Origin of the sequence: Bacillus sp. JJ1533, assembly GCF_036965045.1 — a bacterium.
Taxonomy (GTDB): Bacteria; Bacillota; Bacilli; order Bacillales; family Bacillaceae_L; genus Ferdinandcohnia.
On the sequence record NZ_JBALOV010000025.1, the window covers coordinates 24,576 to 46,121 of the forward strand.

The 21,546-nt window shown below is 38.3% G+C and carries 21 protein-coding genes; all 21 read right to left on the reverse strand.

Going from position 1 to position 21,546, the window contains the following annotated elements; translation table 11 throughout:
- Positions 1-58: 58 nt before the first annotated feature.
- The 21 genes from V7138_RS12175 to V7138_RS12275 all read right to left on the reverse strand — a co-directional run bounded on the left by V7138_RS12175 (position 59) and on the right by V7138_RS12275 (position 21,482).
- Positions 59-820, reverse strand: a complete 762-nt coding sequence (locus tag V7138_RS12175) for an isoprenyl transferase (RefSeq protein WP_335397598.1) — start codon at positions 818-820, stop codon at positions 59-61.
- A 45-nt stretch (positions 821-865) separates the two neighbouring features.
- Complete coding sequence (locus V7138_RS12180) at positions 866-1,075, reverse strand: helix-turn-helix domain-containing protein (protein WP_335397601.1); 210 nt, start codon at positions 1,073-1,075, stop codon at positions 866-868.
- Between the two features lie 10 nt (positions 1,076-1,085).
- Positions 1,086-1,577 (reverse strand): DUF2975 domain-containing protein, encoded by a 492-nt coding sequence (locus V7138_RS12185; RefSeq protein WP_335397604.1) that lies wholly within the window; start codon positions 1,575-1,577, stop codon positions 1,086-1,088.
- A gap of 137 nt (positions 1,578-1,714) precedes the next feature.
- Positions 1,715-2,560 (reverse strand): hypothetical protein, encoded by an 846-nt coding sequence (locus V7138_RS12190; protein ID WP_335397607.1) that lies wholly within the window; start codon positions 2,558-2,560, stop codon positions 1,715-1,717.
- Positions 2,561-2,650: 90 nt separating this feature from the next.
- The gene (locus tag V7138_RS12195; RefSeq protein ID WP_335397609.1) at positions 2,651-2,845 is read right to left on the reverse strand and encodes a hypothetical protein; all 195 of its coding nucleotides are present in this window, start codon (positions 2,843-2,845) and stop codon (positions 2,651-2,653) included.
- A 15-nt stretch (positions 2,846-2,860) separates the two neighbouring features.
- Complete coding sequence (locus tag V7138_RS12200) at positions 2,861-3,778, reverse strand: DMT family transporter (protein WP_335397613.1); 918 nt, start codon at positions 3,776-3,778, stop codon at positions 2,861-2,863.
- A gap of 133 nt (positions 3,779-3,911) precedes the next feature.
- The gene (locus V7138_RS12205) at positions 3,912-4,616 is read right to left on the reverse strand and encodes a hypothetical protein (RefSeq protein WP_335397616.1); all 705 of its coding nucleotides are present in this window, start codon (positions 4,614-4,616) and stop codon (positions 3,912-3,914) included.
- A gap of 217 nt (positions 4,617-4,833) precedes the next feature.
- Positions 4,834-5,832, reverse strand: a complete 999-nt coding sequence (locus tag V7138_RS12210) for a LacI family DNA-binding transcriptional regulator (protein WP_335397619.1) — start codon at positions 5,830-5,832, stop codon at positions 4,834-4,836.
- A 29-nt stretch (positions 5,833-5,861) separates the two neighbouring features.
- Positions 5,862-6,743, reverse strand: coding sequence for a DMT family transporter (locus tag V7138_RS12215; protein WP_335397622.1), 882 nt, complete (start codon positions 6,741-6,743; stop codon positions 5,862-5,864).
- A 128-nt stretch (positions 6,744-6,871) separates the two neighbouring features.
- The gene (locus tag V7138_RS12220; RefSeq protein ID WP_335397625.1) at positions 6,872-9,931 is read right to left on the reverse strand and encodes a glycoside hydrolase family 2 TIM barrel-domain containing protein; all 3,060 of its coding nucleotides are present in this window, start codon (positions 9,929-9,931) and stop codon (positions 6,872-6,874) included.
- A gap of 59 nt (positions 9,932-9,990) precedes the next feature.
- Positions 9,991-10,818 (reverse strand): carbohydrate ABC transporter permease, encoded by an 828-nt coding sequence (locus tag V7138_RS12225; RefSeq protein WP_335397628.1) that lies wholly within the window; start codon positions 10,816-10,818, stop codon positions 9,991-9,993.
- Positions 10,815-11,750, reverse strand: a complete 936-nt coding sequence (locus V7138_RS12230; protein ID WP_335397631.1) for a carbohydrate ABC transporter permease — start codon at positions 11,748-11,750, stop codon at positions 10,815-10,817. Before V7138_RS12230 ends, V7138_RS12225 begins: the two co-directional genes overlap by 4 nt.
- A gap of 89 nt (positions 11,751-11,839) precedes the next feature.
- Positions 11,840-13,132 carry an ABC transporter substrate-binding protein gene (locus V7138_RS12235; RefSeq protein WP_335397634.1) on the reverse strand — a complete coding sequence of 431 codons (1,293 nt, stop codon included), beginning with the start codon at positions 13,130-13,132 and terminating at the stop codon, positions 11,840-11,842.
- A gap of 448 nt (positions 13,133-13,580) precedes the next feature.
- Entirely contained in the window at positions 13,581-14,507 is a 927-nt protein-coding gene (locus V7138_RS12240) for an aminopeptidase (protein WP_335397637.1), read from the reverse strand.
- A gap of 35 nt (positions 14,508-14,542) precedes the next feature.
- Entirely contained in the window at positions 14,543-15,310 is a 768-nt protein-coding gene (locus tag V7138_RS12245) for an IclR family transcriptional regulator (protein ID WP_335397640.1), read from the reverse strand.
- Positions 15,311-15,393: 83 nt separating this feature from the next.
- Positions 15,394-16,662 carry a M20 family metallopeptidase gene (locus V7138_RS12250; protein WP_335397643.1) on the reverse strand — a complete coding sequence of 423 codons (1,269 nt, stop codon included), beginning with the start codon at positions 16,660-16,662 and terminating at the stop codon, positions 15,394-15,396.
- Positions 16,659-17,615: a DUF1177 domain-containing protein gene (locus tag V7138_RS12255; RefSeq protein WP_335397646.1), complete on the reverse strand. Its 957-nt coding sequence runs from the start codon at positions 17,613-17,615 to the stop codon at positions 16,659-16,661. Before V7138_RS12255 ends, V7138_RS12250 begins: the two co-directional genes overlap by 4 nt.
- A 12-nt stretch (positions 17,616-17,627) precedes the next feature.
- A complete protein-coding gene (locus V7138_RS12260; protein ID WP_335397650.1) occupies positions 17,628-18,605 on the reverse strand; it encodes an ABC transporter ATP-binding protein in 978 nt (325 codons plus the stop codon).
- On the reverse strand, positions 18,580-19,611 hold the full coding sequence (locus tag V7138_RS12265) for an ABC transporter ATP-binding protein (protein ID WP_335397653.1): 1,032 nt from the start codon (positions 19,609-19,611) through the stop codon (positions 18,580-18,582). Before V7138_RS12265 ends, V7138_RS12260 begins: the two co-directional genes overlap by 26 nt.
- A 12-nt stretch (positions 19,612-19,623) precedes the next feature.
- Complete coding sequence (locus tag V7138_RS12270; RefSeq protein ID WP_438824356.1) at positions 19,624-20,517, reverse strand: ABC transporter permease; 894 nt, start codon at positions 20,515-20,517, stop codon at positions 19,624-19,626.
- Positions 20,517-21,482 carry an ABC transporter permease gene (locus tag V7138_RS12275; protein ID WP_335397656.1) on the reverse strand — a complete coding sequence of 322 codons (966 nt, stop codon included), beginning with the start codon at positions 21,480-21,482 and terminating at the stop codon, positions 20,517-20,519. Before V7138_RS12275 ends, V7138_RS12270 begins: the two co-directional genes overlap by 1 nt.
- Positions 21,483-21,546: the final 64 nt, after the last annotated feature.

Consider the following 21,546-nt stretch of genomic DNA (forward strand, 5'->3'; position numbering starts at 1 on the left):
GAAGATACCCGTTGTAGGAAACAGGAACATTAGGACAAGAAATTTGTCCCATATCCCATTATATTCCACCATACCTTCTCTTCCGTTGCCGGTATTCCTCCAGTGCCTCGAGAAATTCCTTTTCGGAGAAATCTGGCCAGAGCACATCGGTGAACCAGAACTCCGTATAGGCCAATTGCCAAAGCAGAAAGTTACTCAAGCGTTTTTCTCCACCCGTGCGAATGAGGAGGTCTGGGTCTGGTAAATCGGCTGTATATAGGTATTTTGAAAACTGCTGTTCATCCAATTCAGCTGGTGATATTTTCTCTTCTTGCATATCCGAGAACATCTTTTTCATCGCATTCAAAATTTCGTTTCGCCCCCCATAGTTGAGCGCAAAATTTAACTGAAGACCGTCATTGTTTCGAGTACGATTGATTGCATACTGTATCGCTTCACGTGTATGTATCGGAAGATTTTCCATATCCCCGATAGCTTCAATCCGCACATTATTGGATATTAGTTCAGGCAGATATACATGAAGAAATTCCTTTGGAAGCTTCAATATAGATTCTACCTCGAGCTTTGGACGTTTCCAGTTTTCCGTAGAAAATGTATAAAGTGTTAGCACCTTCACCTTACAATTGACTGCTGCCCTGACAATTTTTACAACAGCAGATACTCCTTCTTTATGACCTGCAACCCTTGGCAGGCCACGTTTCCGGGCCCAGCGACCGTTTCCATCCATAACGATTGCTATATGCTCTGGTGTATCACGGTCCGAAAACTGTAGTGAATTATTCACTTGTCTTTGATTAAAAAAAGGAATTTTCATTGACATTGTCTTTCTCCTCCATTGGAACAAGAACTAAGTCCCTATTCCCCATCATTCATCGTTTCGGTATTCTAGCAGATCGCCTGGCTGACAGTCTAGGGCTTTACAAATTGCTTCTAATGTCGAGAGGCGGATTGCTTTTGCTTTTCCATTTTTCAGTATAGAAATATTTGCTATTGTGATCCCAACTCTTTCAGAAAGCTCTGTTACGCTCATTTTCCTCTTAGCCAGCATCACATCAATATTGATAATAATTGCCATTATTTTCACCTCAGACCGTTAAATCATTTTCTGTTTTTATACGAATCGCTTCTTGCAAAAGCTTTTTAAGAACGGCTGCAAAGACTGCGATTACCATTGAGGCACCAACAACAACCATTCCGATTAAGACGAGACCCGGTGCATCATCCCACTGTGCAATCACAAATATAAAGGGTAAAGCTGCTAGATATAGGCAGCTGATTGTAATGGCACAGTTTCTAATTTTCTTTAGTGCACTTACAGATAAATCCGAGAACGCAATGTTCTTGTCGATATAGGTTAAAAGTTTAAATGCTTGATATAATGCAACATAATACGGGATTGCCGAAACATACATCAGAGTTAAAATGCCGAGTACCATATAACCCAATGTTGCACCACCTCCTGCTTCTCCGAATGCTATATCCGCGATCCTTGGTAATAAAAATAGGCATAAAGCCAAAACGGGAATTCCCATTACAAATACAGCTATCTTTAAAATAAGTGTAGAACTTCTTTCCATAAAAAAACACCTCATTTATTTAATGTCAATTTAATTTAACATAATTTTTATCGTTTTACAATAAAATATTATTGAGTTTTGTTGTTTTTTTATTGCAGTATATAATCCTGACTACAAAAAAAGCGTTGTTTCTCGGGTCAACGCTTTTTTGGCTCTTCCACATTTTTAGGTACACATTCTTCTTCAGGCTTAATATGAACCTGTTTCCACGGCTCATTACCAGCTTTCCGAAATTGTGCAATTTCCACATCAGTTCCATTGGTTAATTTTAAAAATAGGATACAATAATCCGCTCCATCTTTACCACGGAAGCAAATATTCTTAACATATCCATTCGTAATCGTTGGATACTTATATTGAATCATTTTGCACCATTCACCAAATTTAATATCTACTACCGCTTCCCCATCATGGTCCCAGCCATGATAAGGGGCGCATAGGAAATCTTCTCCAATCTTACTTAAATCAGCAATTCGAAAACCATCCTTTTCATGGACAAGCTCGATAAATCCATAATAATAGCCGAAATACTCAACCATCAGGTCTTCTGCCAGCAAAATGGTTTCAATTTCATAAAAATATCTGATTTCCCCTTCACCTGCTGGCACTCGACAAAGCTTTATTAAGCTCGTATGCCCGATTCCTGCAAACGAATCTACATATTTTTCATAACTTAGTTTATGCTGATATGCTTTAGACAAAAAATTGTAGGCAATGGGAAACGGTTGGTCCCCCTGACCAATGGAACCGCAAGCTCTAACTCCTGTACTTGCAGCTTCCCGCAGAATACTAAAATAGTTGATAAGTGTTTCCTCAAGAGTCTTCGTAAGCTCTGGAGGTAACTGGATTTGATCATGTGTTTTTTCATAATAAGGATCGAAAAATTTCCAATCGCTAAATCTCAAATTTAACGCTTTCATGCATGAAGGTCGAAAATACTTTTGATGATAAGTAGTTATGTCCATTTGATTTCGATTTCTCATAGTTGATCACCCTAAATCAGTTTATGGGTGGTCGAGGAAAAGGTGTAAGACGACGCAAAAAAAGTGCCCATTTGGACACTTTGAAGAGTTTTACGCAAACATCGTAATATAGATTCCAACTGCAATCAAGGAAAGCAGAATTACTATTGTATAGATCAGAGTTAGGTTGATGCTATTCCGCTTGGTTTTTTCACGGTAATTTGCATCCCCTTTTCCAGCTATTAACATGGTTCCGATTAAAGCAATAATTCCTAGTACGATCACCAGTATAATGGCAATTTTCAATCTTTCTCACCTCGATTATAAAGTTGTCTCATTTTCTATCAAAGACTTTTTCGGAATCCTTTCACTATTTTCTTGGACGATGATGACGGCAGCAAGCACCATGATTATCCCAACATATTGCCACATTTGCAATGTTTCGTGGAAGATAAAAAAGCCAATGATGGCAGCAACGACTGGTTCAATTGTTGCAATGATAGAAGCCCTACTTGATTCGATATACTGTAATCCTTTTGTATAGAGAATAAATGCCAGCATCGTGGATAGGAAGCCCAGGCCAATAATATACAACCACGATTTGAGATTCGTAAACAAATGAAGTGCAGACCAGATTCCACTAAACGGCGTTACAGCAACTGCAGCAAAAATAAAAGTATACACCGTGACGGTAAGTGAATCATATTTTTCAAGAGCAAACTTGCCGAAGATACTATAAAGGGCATAAAAGAATCCAGAACCGACCCCTACTACCAGTCCAAAGAGTGAAATTGTTCCCGAAAAACTTGGAAACACACCTACCACAAAGGCACAGCCAACAATGGTAAAGACAAGTGCCAGCATTTTTCGAATCGTGATTTTTTCTTTAAATAGCAGTCTAGCAAAAATCGTGACAAATGCAGGTGCCGTGTAAAGCAGAATGGCGGAAACGGAGATCGAGGTTTCCTCAATCGCCATAAACATACACCAGTTAAAAAGGACAATACTGATGATTCCAGTTCCAATAAAGTATTTACTGTCGGCCATCTGGATGTTGAATGCTTTTGGATTTTTTAAAAGAGCATAGGTGATTAAAAAAATGGAGGCTGCGATTGCTCTCACCGCCACAACCTGTAATGGCGTAAAGCCGATTGCATACAGATTACTTACAAATAAGCCAATAATCCCCCATAATGATGCACCTGCTGCAATTGATAGCCCCGCCATCTTTTTGTTCATCAGCGTTTCCTCCGATTTATGTATTGCCAATATGTTACCAAAATTCGAAAGACTTGAAAAGAATAATCCCCTTTTTCACTTGAATGCGAAAAAAGCCAAGCAACCAATTTTGCTCAGCTTTTCCCTTTATTTCTTACCTTATCGGCACATTAAACTCTTCCTCACCTAAGAGTACTTTTAAAACTAATGGCTTATCTGTTTCAGAAACAGGTGTTGGAACTTGGAAATAAATATGAACATTCCCCTTTGTTAACGGATTAACACTAGCCCCACCAAATTTTGTACCATTCTCTTCTTCGGTTGCAGCTAAACTCTCAAACTCATGCTTGCCATCATAAAGTAAAAAGAATTTAACGGGCGCAAGCTTGTGACCATAGTGAAAAATATCGGTTGTATCATTGTTAACAGTTCCTGTTATATGAAAATAGATTTGAGAATCAGTATTTGTACTACGACGTGCCCACGTATCGTTAGGATCTGCGTTAGACGTTGAAAACTCGTTTACGAATGCTGCATTCGTTAATGTAATCTCAACAGAGTCATTGTCATAATAAAATACTTTATCGGAATCAAATAAGTTTTCAGCTGGTTCTACTGTTTTGTTCTCCTCATCACCAGAGGCTCGGAAGACTTCTGCTTCCTTGTCTTTAGCTTCTTCATTTTTTTCTTCTGGTTTCGAAGCTTCTGAATCCTCTTTCTGAGTATCCGTCTCAGTTTCTGCTCCATTCGTATTAGACTGGTTGTCACTTTCCTTTGATGCTTCATTAGTACTACCACAAGCAGTTAAAAATGCAGCTAATACGAATGTTATAAGAATACTTCCCCATTTTTTCTCCATAATATCCTCCCATATCTGTTCTCCAAAACTCATTATAGTATCCAAATTTTGGGCAAACAACAGGAAGAAGAGGAATTAAGGAAAAATAAGAAATAATTCCCTTATTCCACAAAGGGAACACGAGACTTTATCACTATATAAAACTTAAAAACACTACTTTTTTCTCATATATATTAAACCACGAAACTCATGTCTCGTGGTTTTGATCTATTATTTCTTATTCCTTAACCTTGCATGCACTTCCCCGAACGATTAGCTTCGTGTGAATGGTTATCTTTTTACAGATTTCTCGTTTCGTTGCAATACGCTCGAGCAATAAGTCAACTGCAGATTCTCCCATAATTTCTGTGTACAGCTTGACTGTCGTGAGTGGTGGTACCATGTATTGGGCAGAGGATACGTCGTTAAACCCTACGATGCTAAGGTCCTCTGGAATGTTTACACCTAATTCATATGCCGCCTTGTAGCAGCCGACTGCTATTGTATCATTCGCTACGAATAAAGCTGTTGGCTTTTCTTTTTGATTTAGCATTTCCTTAAGGATTTGGTAGCCGTCCTTTGGATTATAGCCGCCAATTTTAACGAAATCCTCATTGAAAATTCCTTTTTCCTTCAAATACGACTCAAAAACATCTTGCCGCAAATCCTTAAATCGATTGCCATACATATCGGTTTCAACGCCACCAATAAACCCGATGTTTTGATGTCCTAATTCAACCAAATAATTGAGTGCCTTTTTCGTTGCCGAACTAAAATCAATCACCACTGCATCGAAATGATCCTCATCTGGGTTTGCATCCACAAACACCGACGGCTTTTCAAAGCTTTTAATTAATTCAATATCTGCTTTTTTAAATGTTCCAAGGCAGATGATTCCGTCCAATTTTGAAAGACTTCTTTTGGTGTCTTCTTTGTTAATTTTTAAGAATTCCAGCCCTATGCTCTCGAGCTTCTTTTCAAGCGCGACCCGAATTGAAAGATAATAGGTGTCAACCAATTCCTCTTCTAGTGAATAGGAATAGTAAAGCCCCACTACGCCTTTCTTTTTCATCTTTTTCTTTTTCGGGGTGATGACATAGTTCAGTTCCTCTGCCGCTTCGAAAATCCGCTTTTTCGTCTCTGGAGTTACATTTAACGTTTCATCATAGTTTAACACCCGAGAGACCGTCGCCATAGAAACCTGTGCTAAATCTGCTATATCTTTAATCGTCGCCATTTTCACCCATCCCTTTTTGAGAAAACTCGCTATATCGCTTCTTTGTAGCTCTTTTTCTTCAAAAATTTTAGTTTTGTTTCAGAAATGATGATAGCTGCAAGGATGATGACCGCTCCAATGATCATTCTTCCTGTTAAAATCTCGCTTAAAATAATGATGGAGAATACCATTCCCCATAATGCTTCTGTTGATAATATGATTGCTGCATTTGTTTCCGTTGTATATTTCTGCGCAACTGTCTGCAATAAAAAAGCAATTGTGGTTGAAAATACACCTAAGTATAGAACCGCAGATACCCCGTCAAAGGTAGGCACAAAATCCGTTTCTCCTTTGAAAAGGACTACAACAAAACCTAAAACTGTTGCAGCAGCCATTTGGATGACAGTTAACAGCACCGGGTCTTCATCTTTAACAAATTGTGCTGTGTAAAAAATATGAAATGCAAATCCGACCGCACATAATAAAGTCAAGAAATCACCGAAATTAATGCCTCCAGAGAGTTGCAGTGACATCACTCCCACACCGGTTATCGCAAGCAATGCGCCCAGCAATTCAAATTTATCCATTTTTCTTTTAAAGATAAAAAACGCAATAATGGGCACGATTACCACGTTCACAGCTGTTAAAAAGGCATTTTTCGATGGTGTGGTGTATACCAATCCAACCGTTTGCAAGGCAAATGCCAGGTATAAAAAGATTCCAATGATTGAACCCTTGATGATTGTACTTTTTTTGATATGCTTTAATCGCTTAAAAAAGACAAGACTTAACAAAATAACACCAATCAGGAAACGGATTGCAAGAATTTGATACGGCGTAAAATATTCAAGTGACACCGCACTGGCCACAAACCCGCTTCCCCAAATGATGGCTACAATTGTAAGGCCTATTTCCCCAAAATATTTACGCATGTAAACCTCCACATTGGAACGAAAGGGACATGTCCCTCGTCCTGTTTTTTAAATATGTGGGACAGTCGACCTGTCCCCTTGTCCCATACTGAAATAATAAGCAGGGTTTCCCCTGCTTATGGTTAATTTTATCCTACAATAAAGAATTTAGCTTCTTCAACTAGATTTTCTTTTTTGATGCTACGAATTTCAAATTGTAGACGGAAATCTTCGATTACTGTACGGTATGAAGGTAGCTGTTCCTCACCACAGCTATTGCTGCCGACACCGCTTTGCTTGTAATCAATCGTCAATACATTAAATGGTGACTTCTTAATTTTACCACGGTGCTTTGCCTCTTCAATAGCACTCGTTTCATAATTATGAATGGTGAAGTCATATTCTTCTTTAAAATTGATAAGGTACGCATTTTCACCTTTAGCTACTGCTAAGAAAGAAGTATCACATCTTGAACCATTTTCCTGTGGGTATACGTAATCGGTATGCATTTCTTGAACAGTTTGGCTATAGAGTCCAATTGGTTGGCTGCGTTTTGTATCTTGATAAGATTCGGAATCTCCACGGCCATACCAAGTGACATTATTGTAGTCCTGATTAAGATGCATTGTTACCCCAATTCGTGGTAGCATTTCTGGAATTTCTATGCCGCGTAAGACCTTTTCACCTTTTAGGTCAATATTTAAAGCACCATTTTTCGTAATTCGATAAGTGTAGGTTAAGTGGAAACCCCATGCTTGGTTAACAGTTGAAAGGAATTTCGTAATCACAATTTCTACATGGTTATCCGCTACTCCGTAAGAAACTTCACCAAGCTGTTCTTTCATATTTTTAAGGAAGTACTTGTTAATCCAATCATCCTTTTTATACATATCATTGTCGATAATTGCTCTCCAAAGGGTTACTTCAGGTCCTTTGTTGATGATTTTTTCTCCCTCAGATTCAAAGGACTCAAGAGTTCCATAGACGTTTGAGAAAACGGCCTTGAACTTATCGTTTTCAATTGTTAGTCGTGCTGTCTCGTCTTCAATTATAAAATCAGATCCAATTGAAGCAGCAGCCTTCAATATTTTTTCAACTTTAGTCGATTCTAACAAAAAGCTTTCCTTTGTAATCTCATGGCCTTTTTCAGCATAAAGAGTAGCTTCCGCTTCCCTGTAGCTTAGATAAATGCGAACATCTTCATGTTGAGTCGCCATCACTACATCTATTGGCAAGGTAATTTCCACTACTTCATGTGCTTGGATGCTCGGTAATCTCATGTCTGCTTCTTCGATAAGGCTGCCGAATGACTTTACTTCAATATGAAGAACAATCCCGCTTAAGTTTCTAAAATCATATAAGTTTCTAACGAGAATTTTTCCTTCAGCTATGTTTGCATCTTCAGTTACAATCGGCTCGATGACCTTTTTGTATTCGATAAGACCTGGTGATGGAGTTCTGTCAGGGAACACAAGCCCATCGATACAGAAGTTTCCATTTGTCGGGAAGTCTCCGTAATCCCCACCATATAAATAGTAGATTTCACCATTTTCATTTGTCACTTCGATTCCGTGGTCACACCATTCCCAAATGAAGCCACCTTGTAATCGTGGATACTTTCTCATCACTTCTTGGTACTCGGTTAAGCCACCAGGACCGTTCCCCATTGCATGACCGTACTCACATAGAATATGAGGCTTTTTGCCTTCTGCATCTTTGCCGATTTCTTCAAGTGGCTCTAAACGAGTGTACATGGTTGTATAAACATCACTGTACGCAGCAACTTTGTCACCCTCGTAATGTACTAATCTAGTAGGATCGATTGCTTTGATTGCATTATACATCGCTGTGAAGTTGCGCCCGGCTCCCGACTCATTTCCTAGTGACCACATAATAACACTTGGATGGTTACGATCTCTTTTTACCATTCTTACTGCGCGGTCAACATATTGCTGTTCCCATAACTCGTTGTCAGAAATCCAATTGTAGTTACCTGTATTTTCAAAGCCATGGCACTCAAGGTCTGCTTCGTCAATGACGTAAAGACCATATTCATCACATAAATCATAGAACACATCATTGTTTGGATAGTGCGCTGTACGCACGGCGTTGATATTATACTGTTTCATCATTTTTATATCTTGAAGCATATCCTCATAACTTACCGTCCTACCTGTCTTCGGGTGTGAATCGTGACGGTTCACCCCGTTAAAGAAAACGCGTTTTCCATTTACACGAATTTCGTTATCGATCACTTCAATTGCACGGAATCCAATTCGTAACGGCACGATTTCCTGAACTCCATTTGGCAAACTATATTCAAATACTAGGTGATAAAGATTTGGTTCCTCTGCATTCCATAAAAGTGGATTTTCAACTAATCTACTATTCTCAAATTCACCATCAACTACTTCAATTTCAAATCTATCTACTTTTTCACCTTGATGGTAAAGAGTTACAAACAAACCTTTGACATGGTTCGTTAAAAACGCTCCACCAATTTTCAACGTAAAGTTTTTATAGTTTTCATCTGGAAGTGTTTCTACATAAACATCTTGAAGCGTATCCTTGTTGATTTTAAAAAGCTCCACACTTCTAAAAATCCCAGAAAGCCACCACATATCCTGGTCCTCAAGATAAGTGCCATCAGAGAACTGATAAACTCGTACGGTTAGACGGTTGCTGCCTTGTTTCACATAATCTGTGATGTCGAACTCCGAAGGAACTCGTGACACCTTGCTGTAGCCAACATGCTGTCCATTTACGTATAAATCAAATGCTGAATCAACACCATTGAATTTTAAAATCAAGGCTTCGTTGTCAGCCAGGTTATCCACCTCTAACTCTCTAAAATAAATACCAGTTGGATTTTCTTGAGGTACAAATGGTGGATTAATCGCAAATGGATACAACACATCTGTGTAATGCATGTTTCCATACCCTTTGATTTGCCAGCTCGATGGAACCTCGATATCGTCTAGACTTTCTATTGCAAAGTCCTCTGCCTCAAATCCTATTGGTGAAAGCTCGGGTGCGTCTACAAATAAGAACTTCCACACGCCATCAAGCAAGGTATATCCAATGCTTTTTTCTCGATTAAATGTTTCTGCCTTCTCTATCGTATCGTATCTGTAAAAATCAGTATGAGCAGGGAGCCTGTTGATCCCCGTCAGATGGATGTTCTCCCATCTCTTCATATCTCGTCTCATTTTATCTTCCTCCAGAACCGTTTATTTGCTCAATTTAGATTAATATCCTATATAAATACTTACTCTTTAACTGACCCACCCAAAATTCCTGATATAAAGTGCTTTTGCATAAGTAAGAAAAATATCATAATCGGGAGAGTCGACAAAGCTGTTCCAAGCATTAATTGCCCATAATCGATTCGTGCCAATCCAATTAAACTAGATAACGCTACAGGCAACGTAAACATATCCTTTGAGTTCAATGTAATCAGCGGCCATATTAAACTGTTCCATTGAGACATAAATAGGAAAATCGAAACGGCAGCCAATGCCGGCCGAACAACTGGTAATACAATAGTAAAGAAAATCTTCAGTTCTCCTGCTCCATCAACACGTGAAGCTTCAATAATGGAGTCAGGAACAGATAACATATTCTGTCTCATTAAATAAATAGCAAATGGTGATGCTAAAGTTGGTAGAATAATAGCCTGGTACGTATTAAGCCAATCAAAGGTCACCATCATTTCAAACAATGGAATTAGGGTAACCTGATATGGAATCATTAATGAACATAAAATAATGAAGAAAATCGCATTCTTCCCTTTAAAACGAAACTTAGCAAACGCATAACCCGCCATAGCAGCTATAAGCGTACTTAACACGGTATAGACTATCGCAATAAAGATTGAGTTCCAAAATATACGTGCAATTCCAAGCGAGTCCTTTAATGACGCAAAGTTCTTCGCAAGAAAACCTCCCGGAGACAATTTAGGTGGTAATGAAAAGATCTGTCCTGTTGTGAGCGTTGATCCTACGATCATCCAATAGAACGGAGCGATTGATATAATTACACCAATTAACAGTAAGGCATATACAAGTATTTTTGAGAATTTATTGGAAGTTTTCATTCGTCTGTGTCACCTACCAACTTCATTTGAATCCAAGAAATAACGGCAATAATTAAAACAAGTACATATGCAATTGAAGATGCATAACCAAACTCAAAGTATTTAAAGCCAACCTCATATAGGTAAAGCGTTATTGTCATTGTTGCACTATTCGGGCCACCTTCAGTTAAGATAAATGGTTCATCAAATAGTTGAAGGGTACCGATTGTAGACATCACGACTGTAAATACAAAAACCGGTTTTAGTTGTGGAATTGTAATCATAAAAAACTGTTTAAATTTACTTGCTCCATCAATACTTGCAGCTTCGTATAAAGAATCTGGGATATTTTGCAAACCTGCTAAAAAGATAACCATGTTATATCCCGTCCATCTCCACGTCATAACTAAAATAACTGAAACCTTTGCCCAAAAAGGGGAAGTAAGCCAAGCAATAGGCTCAATTCCTGCTAATGATAGAAGATAGTTTACAAGTCCAAATTGCTCATCAAGTAAAATCATGAAAACAATAGATGCTGCTACAAGAGCTGTAATAGCAGGCATAAAATAGGCAATTCTAAAAAGGCTTTTAAATTTAACCATCGACGAGTGAAGTCCGACCGCAATTAATAGCGCAAGAAATAGCATCAATGGTACTTGAACGATAAGAATTTGAAAGGTATTTAGTAACGATTTATAGAAGATTGGGTCTTGAAATAACCTCGTGTAATTAGATAATCCGACAAACGTTTTTTCGACCCCACGGACCTCTTGGAAACTCAATATGAACGAAGAAATCACTGGGTAAATTGTAAAAATGATAATTAAAAATAAAGCAGGTCCCATAAAAAAGTATGGTGCATTTTTGGGAGTGATGAACTGTGAACTGAATCTCTTTTTGGTTTTCCCCTGAACTTTTGTAGTGAATGTAACGACCTTATCCGGTTGTTCCACTAAAACACACCCCTAACTATTAATAAAGATGAGGGCCTTTTTTATCATTTTTTCGTTGACCCTCACCCCAAAGATATATTATGTAGATCTTATTTTTTAATTTCGTTTTCTAATTGTTTACTCGCGTCTTGTAATGCTGACTCAACCTCTTTATTCTCAAGTAAAATCGATGCTTGTGTATTACTCATGGTTTTACTTGCACGAGCAAAGTTTTCATCTAAAGGAATTTCAGGTACTTGGTCAACGATATCAGATACCCTTTTAAAGATTGCACTCTGATTAAAGTACTCGCTTTCAGCTGTAAAGACTGGTGAATCATATGTGCTATTTAAAGAAGGGAATAAACCAAACTTTTCAAAACCTACTAGTTGTGCATCTACATTCGTTGTAAAATACTCAACAAAAGCATATGCAGCGGATTGATTTTTACTAGATGTTGGGATCAGCAATGATGAACCTCCAACGTTTGCATATCTTGTTCCCTCATCTTCGAAACTTGGAAGGTAGAAAACATCCCAATTTCCTGCAAGTTCTGGAGCTTGGTCCATGATTGTTCCTGCATACCAAATTCCATAAGGAACTGTTGCTACCGCACCATTTACGGTGGCTGTTACAATCCCATCCCAACCATCATTGTTAAAAACTAAATCCTCTTCATACATTTTTTTAATTGCTTCCATTGCTTGGATAGCTTCTTCAGATTGAAGATTGATATTTCCTTCAGCATCGAAATAAGACAGTCCTTGTTGTTGTAACATCATGTGGAACACACCATCATATTTCGCAATATCAATTGGTAATAACTGTGCACCTGTTGCTGCTTTAATTTTCTTTCCAGCTTCAATATAATCATCCCATGTTTTAATTGAAGCTGGGTCTACGTTTGCTTTTTCAAAAAGATCAACACGATAGAACATAACAGCTGGTCCAATATCCCAAGGAGCAGCTATAATGTCACCGTCTTTATTCTGAACCGATGCCATTTTAGCCGGGTTGAAGGAATCTTTATATTGGTCATAACCATGTTTATTCAGTTTCATGAACCCTTGCGGAAACTGATTAATATAACCTGGAATTCTTTCGTCTTCCATAAGGATTACGTCAGGTAAACCTGAACCTCTTGCCGCTAGACCGACAGTTAACTTCTCATATAGATCGGAACTATTAAAATCCTCTACTGCAACTTCAACATCTGGATGTTTTTTCTGGAAGTCTTCCACGGCTAGTTTCATAGTTTCTGCTGCAACATCCCATCCCCAAACGGTAATCTTTCCTGACGGATTTTCAAAGTCACCTATAGAACCCTGGTCGCCCGTCTTGTTTGAACAAGCAGATACAACTACTAACAATAAAACCATAATGAACGAGAGATACTTTTTCATTTTCATAACCCCTTTTTTGTTATGTCAGTTCATTTTAAATTACAAGTTTAGTATAGTAGTTGTTTTAGTAAATGTAAACGTTTTTAATTTATTTTTACTAAAAATATATTTGAATATTTCAACTAAACTTGTCGTTTTCTGTTAATTTACTAGTATTTTATAGGGGATTTTGTAAAAAAAATTGATATATATTTATAAAGTTGTTTATTATAAATTAAAGTTTTAGTAAAAATTGCCCTTCATGCTTACAACAACTAAATTCATCACTAAAAAAGCCGACTTCCGTCTATCAGGAAGTCGACTCTTTCTTGTTAAAAGCGTCCCAAAAGTCAAAACAATGTTCCTATCCCCTAAAAAGTTAACTTCACACTCAAACTGCCCTTCATACTGAAACACAACTAAAAAGCCGACTTCCTACATAGCAGGAAATCGACTTGTTATTAAATATCTATCCAATTATTTTCTTGCCATCCATGATGACCGTCGGATTTTTGATGACACAATCAATATGTACGCCTGCTTCCGTCTTTCCTCCAAAGGATTTATTACTTCCAAAGGCAATATGTACGGTTCCAAACACTTTTTCGTCCTCTAAAACATTCCCTGTTAATCTCGCTTTCTTATTTGTACCAATTCCGAATTCTGCAATTTTGCGGCCTTCTCCATCCCCAAGCTGTTGGAGTAATTGCTTGCCAGCTTCACCACTTGCATCAACTAACCGTCCATGTTGAAGTGTTAACAGCATCGGCTCTTGTAATACGCCAATTCCCGCAATGGAACCGTCAATGATGATTGTCCCATTTGCCGAGTCTTCAAGCGGTGCGATATAGCTTTCTCCTGATGGTAAATTGCCAGATTCTCCTTTGTTGCGGAACACACCTGTACTTGGAATAGCTTTCCTTCCATCTATTGAAAAGGTTAATGAGTGATTTCCCTTATTAATTTCAACTTTTCTTCCATTCTCTAATAAAAGACAATACTCATTGGTTAGCGTTTCCACTTCTGTATAATCGGCGGAAATGGCCCCTTCTTCTAGCATATCCAGCGTTATCCCTGGCATCGTTGCGATTCTTGCTCCTGATGCTGAGGCATCCTTTCTCGCCATTGTGTGGGTTAATGAATGTTTTGTTATGCAAAATACGACATCTGCCGCCTTCATTGCTTCACTTACTAATTTAGGAGGTTCTTCCCCTGATTTGGAACGAGTGATCATCTCCATGATTACCGTCTCATTTCCCAATGCGATACCAGCTTGATAAAAGATTGTAGCAACTTCTTTTAGTTCGGAATCGGTTACTACTAATATTTGTTCTTGTTCTTTTACATGTAAATTATTACGTAATACAGTTTTGGCTACTTCAATATAATGGTTCATTTCGTATTCTCCTCACGAATAGCATGGATATCTTATCAAAATTGAAGCTTGATTTGATATTTTTCAATAATCTCCTGTATATCGTCTCTCGTTTTAAGTAAAAGTGGTAAGTATTGATTAATTTTTTCTTCAGAGAATCGATATGAGGGTCCAGCTACAGTGATTGAGCCGACTACACCCTTTATCCCATCAAATACAGGTACTGCCATAGCGATAATATCAGGGGTATACTCTCCTTTACTAAGTGCCCAGCCATTTTCCTTAATATTTTGGAGTTCCTCTAGTAACTTTGCTTTATTCGTAATCGTTCGTTCAGTATATTGTACCAATGATTGAGAATCAAGATACTGATGAATAAACTCATCAGGTAAATTTGCTAAAATGGCTCGATAGGAAGCACCGACATAAAGCGGCGCTCTACTTCCTACCGAACCAGTATATTTTACTTTATTTTCTGATTCAATGGCTACTAGGGTCATTGCTTCATTGTTATACAGGGTTGTTAAAAAGGTACTCTCCCCTGTTTTTTCCATTAAATCCTCCAAAACAGGATTGATTAGCCCTTTCAAATTTAGCCCTTCATACTTGATCATACCCAATTCTAACACTGAAAAGCCTAATGTATATTTTTTTGTAATCGGGTCTTTTGAAATAAAACTATTCGCTTCGAATGTTTCTAGTATTCTATAAATTTTGGCATGGTCCATGTTCATTGTATTAGCTAACTCTCTTCCACCCCATTCGGGCTTTTCCTTTGTAAACATTTTAATAACTTTAAGCGCTACATCCAATGTCTTTAACATGTCATCCCTCTTCCTCATCATACATTTATTCTTCCCGACTATATATTACCAAAAAAGAAGAATAATAGTAAAATAGCAAAACTTTATTGTTTATATAAGAAATCAATTACAGCAGCAATATAGACTTTCGCACATGTAACAATCTGTTCGACTTTCACCTTTTCATTATACCCATGAATACTTGGTAAGTGAGCAGGACCATATTGAAGAACAGGAATATGATGTTCCCTGAAATGACGTGCATCACTGCTTGCCCATTGCATAACACCGTAAGCTTCTTCCTTCGTAACAAACGTAATATTATCTACAATTGCACGACAGACCGGGTCGTTTGCATCAGTATAATTCGCATTGCTTCGAAAGCCCAATGGTTTCATTGTATAGTTGATATTCAAGCTATCAAGCTTTTCTGTTAAAAATGCTGTTACTTCCTCTTCTGAGATGCCAAAAGGTAAACGGCAATCTACCTGGACCTTACAGCTTTCAGGAATCACATTTGTTTTCGTTCCGCCTTCAATATTTCCGACGTTAACGGTAACTCGTTCAAATACTGGTTGATAGATTTCTCGTTCCTTTTCTACTTCTCTCATGTATTTTTTCGACAACGCAATTAATGGTTTTACTTCCTCTGGCAGGTCTATTTTTACATCCCAAAGCTTTTGAATTTCTTGAATTGCCTTGACTGCATCAATAATAGCATTGGGGCCAGCAATTGGTGATAAGCTTCCATGCCCTGGCTTTCCGAATACTTCTAACTCAAACCAATAAGATCCTTTTTGACCAATTGTCGGATTACGAGGTGAGGATGGCTCCGCGATTAAACAACCATCACCCTTGATAATTCCATTGTCAAGAAGCCAGGGAACACCAAATTCTCCGCCTGTTTCCTCATCTGGCACAATTGCCAAGGTTAAACTACCTGGGAGTTCAATATTCATGCGTTTTAATTGAGTAAAAGCAAAGATTAGTCCCGCCAATCCCGCTTTCATATCACTCGCACCCCTACCTAACATCCAGCCATCCTTTACTTCACCTGAAAATGGATCAAAATCCCACTTTGAACGATCGCCAACTGGAACAACATCCGTATGTCCACAATAAATTAATTGTTTACCAGTTTCTTTATCCCCGATTGTTGAAACAAGATTAAACATTTTATCCGCAGACTCATACCACTGGACATCTGCACCATTTTTTGAAATATAATCAGCAATAAATTGACTAATTTCTGTTGAGTCTCCAGGGGGATTCTCACTAGGAATCTGTATTAAAGAGCTGCATAATTCGATGAGTTCTTCCTTACGAGCTTCCACTTCATCAATTAGTAGCTGTTTTAATTCCTCCACATTCATCGTCTAGCACCTTCTTCTTGCATGCCAAGTGTTTGTAAGTGTGTCATTTTTCCGTAAAGTTTTTCTAAGTGATTAAATTCCTCTTCATTGTAGAAAGAACATTTATTTTCGCCATATTCTTTTGCAACCTCGATTACAAAACGAACAACCTGCTCCACATCTCCTAAATGTGTTGCCCCTGTACCACAGCCAGCCACTGCTGTTTGCGTTGTAACTGCCACACCAACGACAGGGCTAGATGTAGCCACAGCTGGTTGCAGGATACTATTCACATGGAATACACCATTTCCGTATGGTGTAATATCCTGTGTCGTAATCGGTAATGTAACTGGTAAAATCCCAGTAGATTGTGTATAGATATGCAATAGATCATCACTAATTTTTAAAATATATCCTTCTTTAACCGTCGGTGTAATCGCAAATCCTTTATGGTTTGTAATCATATTCCCTTTTGTTGTGTCAATGGATAAAATAGCATCCATCTCTTTCGTTACCTCATGCTTGTTCATCGTTAAAATATCCACTGGGGAATTCATAAACGGAACTGGATCATGCGGTAAAGTAGGGGCTGTCGGACAAATATGAGTCGTTAATATGATATCCCCATTTAATTTGTCTCCCTTTTTTGTCATATCTAATAGTTTCGCAGCAGCTGCCATTGCAGATAATGCGCCGTCTCCATCTGATACAAAGCCTTTACGTTCAGGACGAGCACCAATTCCTCCTAGACGTCCAATGATTCCTAGTGTAGGAGCTTGGCCACCTTTTGATTTGCCGTTTACTCCTGGAATTGTCACTTTAATGAAATCAGTTGAGCCTTGGTTACCTTCCACTGTTTCCACCGTTATATCTCCGTCTCCGGCAATTGCACTTAAATAACCTTTTATATCCTCACCCGTTACGTAAATACTATCCATTAGCTCATAAAGCTCGATTACATGTTTAAATGACATAATAATGACCTCCTAGTTTTCCTTTAGTAAATGACATGATGCAACATGGCCATTGCCTGTATCCATTAATTCTGGGGCTACTGTTTTACACATTTCTGTTGCTACAGGACAGCGTTCATGAAAATGACAGCCTGTGGGTGGATTGATTGGGCTAGGCACTGATCCTTTTAAAATGATACGTTCTTTTTTATCATGCGGGCTTTCTTTTGGAATCGCAGATAACAATGCTTGTGTATAAGGATGCTTCGGAGCATTGTAGAGCTCCAGATATGTCCCCATCTCCACGATCTTTCCTAAATACATAACCGCAATTCGATCACACATGTAGCGAACTACGTTTAAGTCATGAGAAATAAAGATATACGTTAAATTAAAATCCTTTTGTAATTGTTTAAGTAGATTGATAACCTGCGCTTGGACAGATACATCCAATGCTGATACTGGCTCATCACAAATGATGACATCAGGATTTAAGGCTAACGCCCTTGCAATGTTAATTCGCTGACGCTGTCCGCCTGAAAATTCGTGAGGGTATCGTTCAGCGTGAAATTCTCTTAAACCAACAACCTCTAATAATTCATTTACGCGTGCTTTTCTTGATTGCTTATCACCAATTTGGTGAATCACTAAAGGCTCTTCAATTAGTTGACCGATTGTTTTCCGAGGATCCAATGATGCATATGGGTCTTGGAATACCATTTGAATTGATTTTCGCGCTTTTCGCAATTGCTTACTATCCAACGTAACAAGGTCTTTACCTTTAAATTCGACCGTTCCGCTAGTTGGCGTAATTAATTGATTCACTAAGCGCGCCATCGTTGATTTTCCACACCCAGACTCGCCAACGATTCCTAATGTTTCTCCTGGAAAAACATCGAAGCTAACGCCATCCACAGCCTTAACGCTTTGCGTTGATTTTTTGAACGGAATCGGACTTTCAATTGCAAAATGCTTCTTTATATCTCTAACCTTTAGCAACGGTTCTGCCATGAGACGTCAACTCCCTTCTATCTAATCGGTCTTCCTTCGTTTGAAAATGGCAGGAAACAAAATGATTGTCTTCTACTTCGTCTAATTCGGGTTTCTTCGAAAAACACACATCCTGTGCATATGCACAGCGTGATGCAAATGGACACCCTTCGACTTCTTGACTTAAATCCGGAGGGCTTCCAGGAATCGCGTGTAACGCCTCATCATTATTTGTGCTTTCCGTAATTTGTGAGTCTAAGAGTCCCCATGTATATGGGTGCATCGGACGATCATAAATCTCCGCAACAGACCCTGACTCCACAACATTCCCCGCATACATGACTAAGACTTTGTCACACGTTTCCCAGACAACTCCAAGATCATGGGTAATCATAATAATGGAAGTATCAAACTCTTCTTGTAAGCCTTTCATTAAATCCAATATTTGAGCCTGTACAGTAACGTCTAATGCTGTCGTTGGCTCATCGGCAATCAACAGTTTCGGATTACACGCTAATGCAATAGCAATCATTACCCTTTGTCTCATCCCACCGGAAAACTCGTGCGGATACATATTTAGTCGTTTCTCTGGAGACGGTATTCCAACTAACTCTAGCATTTTGATTGCCTTTTCCTTGGCTTCCTTTTTTGAAACCTTTTGGTGAGTTCGGATTGATTCTATAATTTGATTCCCAACCTTATAAACAGGATTTAAACTTGTTAAAGGATCTTGGAAAATCATTGATATTTCATTTCCGCGAATCTTTCGCATTTCTTTATTCGATAAAGACAGCAGGTCTTTGTTGTTAAAGATGATATTGCCACCGGCTATTTCCCCTGGTGGATTGGGAATAAGTCGCAGAATTGAGGTAGCAGTCACACTTTTACCAGACCCTGACTCCCCGACAATACCTATACTCTCTTTCTTTTTTAACGAAAAACTAACTCCATTGACTGCCTTCGTCGTACGAGAGCCCGAACGGAAATGAACCTGTAAATTTTCAACTTTTAATAATTCTTCTGACATATGATTCCCCCCTTAAACTTTCATCTTAGGATCTAATGCATCACGTAAGCCATCACCAAATAAATTAATGCCTAAGACAGTGATCAAAATGGCAAGACCAGAAAAAGTAGCCATATGAGGGCTTAATACTAAGAAGTTTTTCCCTTCTTGTAACATACTGCCCCATGAAGCTGTAGGAGGATTGACCCCTAAGCCTAAGAAGCTTAAAGATGCCTCTGAAATAATCGCACCTGCCACACTCATTGTTCCGTATACGATAAGTGGCGGAAAACTGTTCGGTAAAATATGCTTAAAAATAATTCGATTATGTTTTGCACCCAATGAACGGGTAACCTCGATATATTCTGATTCCTTTACATTTAATACTTGTCCTCTCACAACCCTTGCAAAACCTGGAACGTTTGCAATTCCGATTGCAATGATTGTATTTAGCAATCCTTGACCAAGAACAGTCATCAATGTAATAGCTAATAAAATAAATGGAAAAGCGAACATTCCGTCCATAATACGCATGATAAAGGAGTCTAATTTTCCACCAAAATAGCCTGCCATAACCCCTAAAAACGATCCAATCACTGCTCCAAATATAACGGCAGCTATTCCAACAATAAGTGAAATTCTAGCACCATACACTAGCCTGCTAAAAATATCTCTTCCATAGCTATCTGTCCCTAATAGATGTCCTTTCTCCCCAGGTCCCAGTAAGGACTTCGTTACTTCCATTGCATTGGGTGGATGTGTTGCGATTAGGGGAGCAAAAATAGCTGTAATTGTAAGAATTGCAATAATAAAAAGCCCAAAAGCAGCTAATCGATTTTTAACTAATTTACGCAACATAGAGTTCTCATTACGCTTGAATAGTTTTGATTTGTTCGAAGTTTTTTCTGTTGTTAGTACTGAGGCCATTACTTTGAACCTCCTTTATTAGTAGAATAGTTGATCCTTGGATTAACAACTTTATATAAAATATCGATTATTAGGTTTACTACAACAAAGATGATCGCAACAAATAGTACCGTACCTTGAACAACTACAAAATCACGTTTCTCAATCGCGTTGATAATTAATGTTCCCATGCCTGGCCAACTAAAAATGGTCTCTGTTAATACTGCTCCACCTAATAAAGAGGAGATTTGTAATCCTAGCACAGTAAGTAGTGGTATTAAGGAATTTTTAAATGCGTGCTTGCAAATAACAATAAACTCTGTTAAGCCTTTAGAACGAGCAGTTTTTACGTATTCTTGAGAAATGACCTCTAACATGCTAGATCTCGTAATACGTGCAAATTGTGCCATCGGTATGGTTGCAAGTGTAATACTTGGTAATAGTAAATGGCTCATATAAGTGCCAAAACCATCCTCCATTGTGCCCATCCCAGTAGCAGGAAACCACCCTAAATTAACACTAAAATAGAGAACAAGCATGACACCAAGCCAAAAGACTGGCATCGATACACCAATAAGTGAAACCGTTGTGACAGCATAATCCCAAATTGAGTTTTGTCTTGCTGCAGCAATCATTCCTGCGGGTATACCAATTATAAGCGCAATCAACAATGCACTAATTGCAAGTACAACCGTATTAGGAAAGCGATCTTTAATTAAATCAATAATGGGCTGATCGTAAGCTAAGGATGTACCAAAATCACCTTTCAATAGATTCGAGATATAATCAAGAAATTGAACATACAATGGCTGATTTAAACCTAATTGTTCTGTTAATGCTTCAATTTCCTGAACGCTTGCTTGAGGTCCGAGCATTACAGCCGCCGGGTCCCCCGGAATCATTCTTGTGATTAAAAATACAATTATAGCTACGATAAGCAACGTAGGTATCATATTCAATGTCCTTCTAATAATGTACTTACCCATATAATCCCTCCTCATTTTGATTCATTATTTGAATCACTGTATCACTATTTAAAATATTTTCTAG

Excerpts from the sequence above, each read along its gene's own strand:
- V7138_RS12175 (WP_335397598.1), bottom strand. The coding sequence starts at position 820 with ATGTCAATGAAAATTCCTTTTTTTAATCAAAGACAAGTGAATAATTCA.
- V7138_RS12180 (WP_335397601.1), bottom strand. The coding sequence starts at position 1,075 with ATGGCAATTATTATCAATATTGATGTGATGCTGGCTAAGAGGAAAATG.
- V7138_RS12185 (WP_335397604.1), bottom strand. The coding sequence starts at position 1,577 with ATGGAAAGAAGTTCTACACTTATTTTAAAGATAGCTGTATTTGTAATG.
- V7138_RS12190 (WP_335397607.1), bottom strand. The coding sequence starts at position 2,560 with ATGAGAAATCGAAATCAAATGGACATAACTACTTATCATCAAAAGTAT.
- V7138_RS12200 (WP_335397613.1), bottom strand. The coding sequence starts at position 3,778 with ATGAACAAAAAGATGGCGGGGCTATCAATTGCAGCAGGTGCATCATTA.
- V7138_RS12205 (WP_335397616.1), bottom strand. The coding sequence starts at position 4,616 with ATGGAGAAAAAATGGGGAAGTATTCTTATAACATTCGTATTAGCTGCA.
- V7138_RS12210 (WP_335397619.1), bottom strand. The coding sequence starts at position 5,832 with ATGGCGACGATTAAAGATATAGCAGATTTAGCACAGGTTTCTATGGCG.
- V7138_RS12215 (WP_335397622.1), bottom strand. The coding sequence starts at position 6,743 with ATGCGTAAATATTTTGGGGAAATAGGCCTTACAATTGTAGCCATCATT.
- V7138_RS12220 (WP_335397625.1), bottom strand. The coding sequence starts at position 9,931 with ATGAGACGAGATATGAAGAGATGGGAGAACATCCATCTGACGGGGATC.
- V7138_RS12225 (WP_335397628.1), bottom strand. The coding sequence starts at position 10,818 with ATGAAAACTTCCAATAAATTCTCAAAAATACTTGTATATGCCTTACTG.
- V7138_RS12235 (WP_335397634.1), bottom strand. The coding sequence starts at position 13,132 with ATGAAAAAGTATCTCTCGTTCATTATGGTTTTATTGTTAGTAGTTGTA.
- V7138_RS12240 (WP_335397637.1), bottom strand. The coding sequence starts at position 14,507 with ATGAACCATTATATTGAAGTAGCCAAAACTGTATTACGTAATAATTTA.
- V7138_RS12245 (WP_335397640.1), bottom strand. The coding sequence starts at position 15,310 with ATGTTAAAGACATTGGATGTAGCGCTTAAAGTTATTAAAATGTTTACA.
- V7138_RS12250 (WP_335397643.1), bottom strand. The coding sequence starts at position 16,662 with ATGAATGTGGAGGAATTAAAACAGCTACTAATTGATGAAGTGGAAGCT.
- V7138_RS12255 (WP_335397646.1), bottom strand. The coding sequence starts at position 17,615 with ATGTCATTTAAACATGTAATCGAGCTTTATGAGCTAATGGATAGTATT.
- V7138_RS12260 (WP_335397650.1), bottom strand. The coding sequence starts at position 18,605 with ATGGCAGAACCGTTGCTAAAGGTTAGAGATATAAAGAAGCATTTTGCA.
- V7138_RS12265 (WP_335397653.1), bottom strand. The coding sequence starts at position 19,611 with ATGTCAGAAGAATTATTAAAAGTTGAAAATTTACAGGTTCATTTCCGT.
- V7138_RS12270 (WP_438824356.1), bottom strand. The coding sequence starts at position 20,517 with ATGGCCTCAGTACTAACAACAGAAAAAACTTCGAACAAATCAAAACTA.
- V7138_RS12275 (WP_335397656.1), bottom strand. The coding sequence starts at position 21,482 with ATGGGTAAGTACATTATTAGAAGGACATTGAATATGATACCTACGTTG.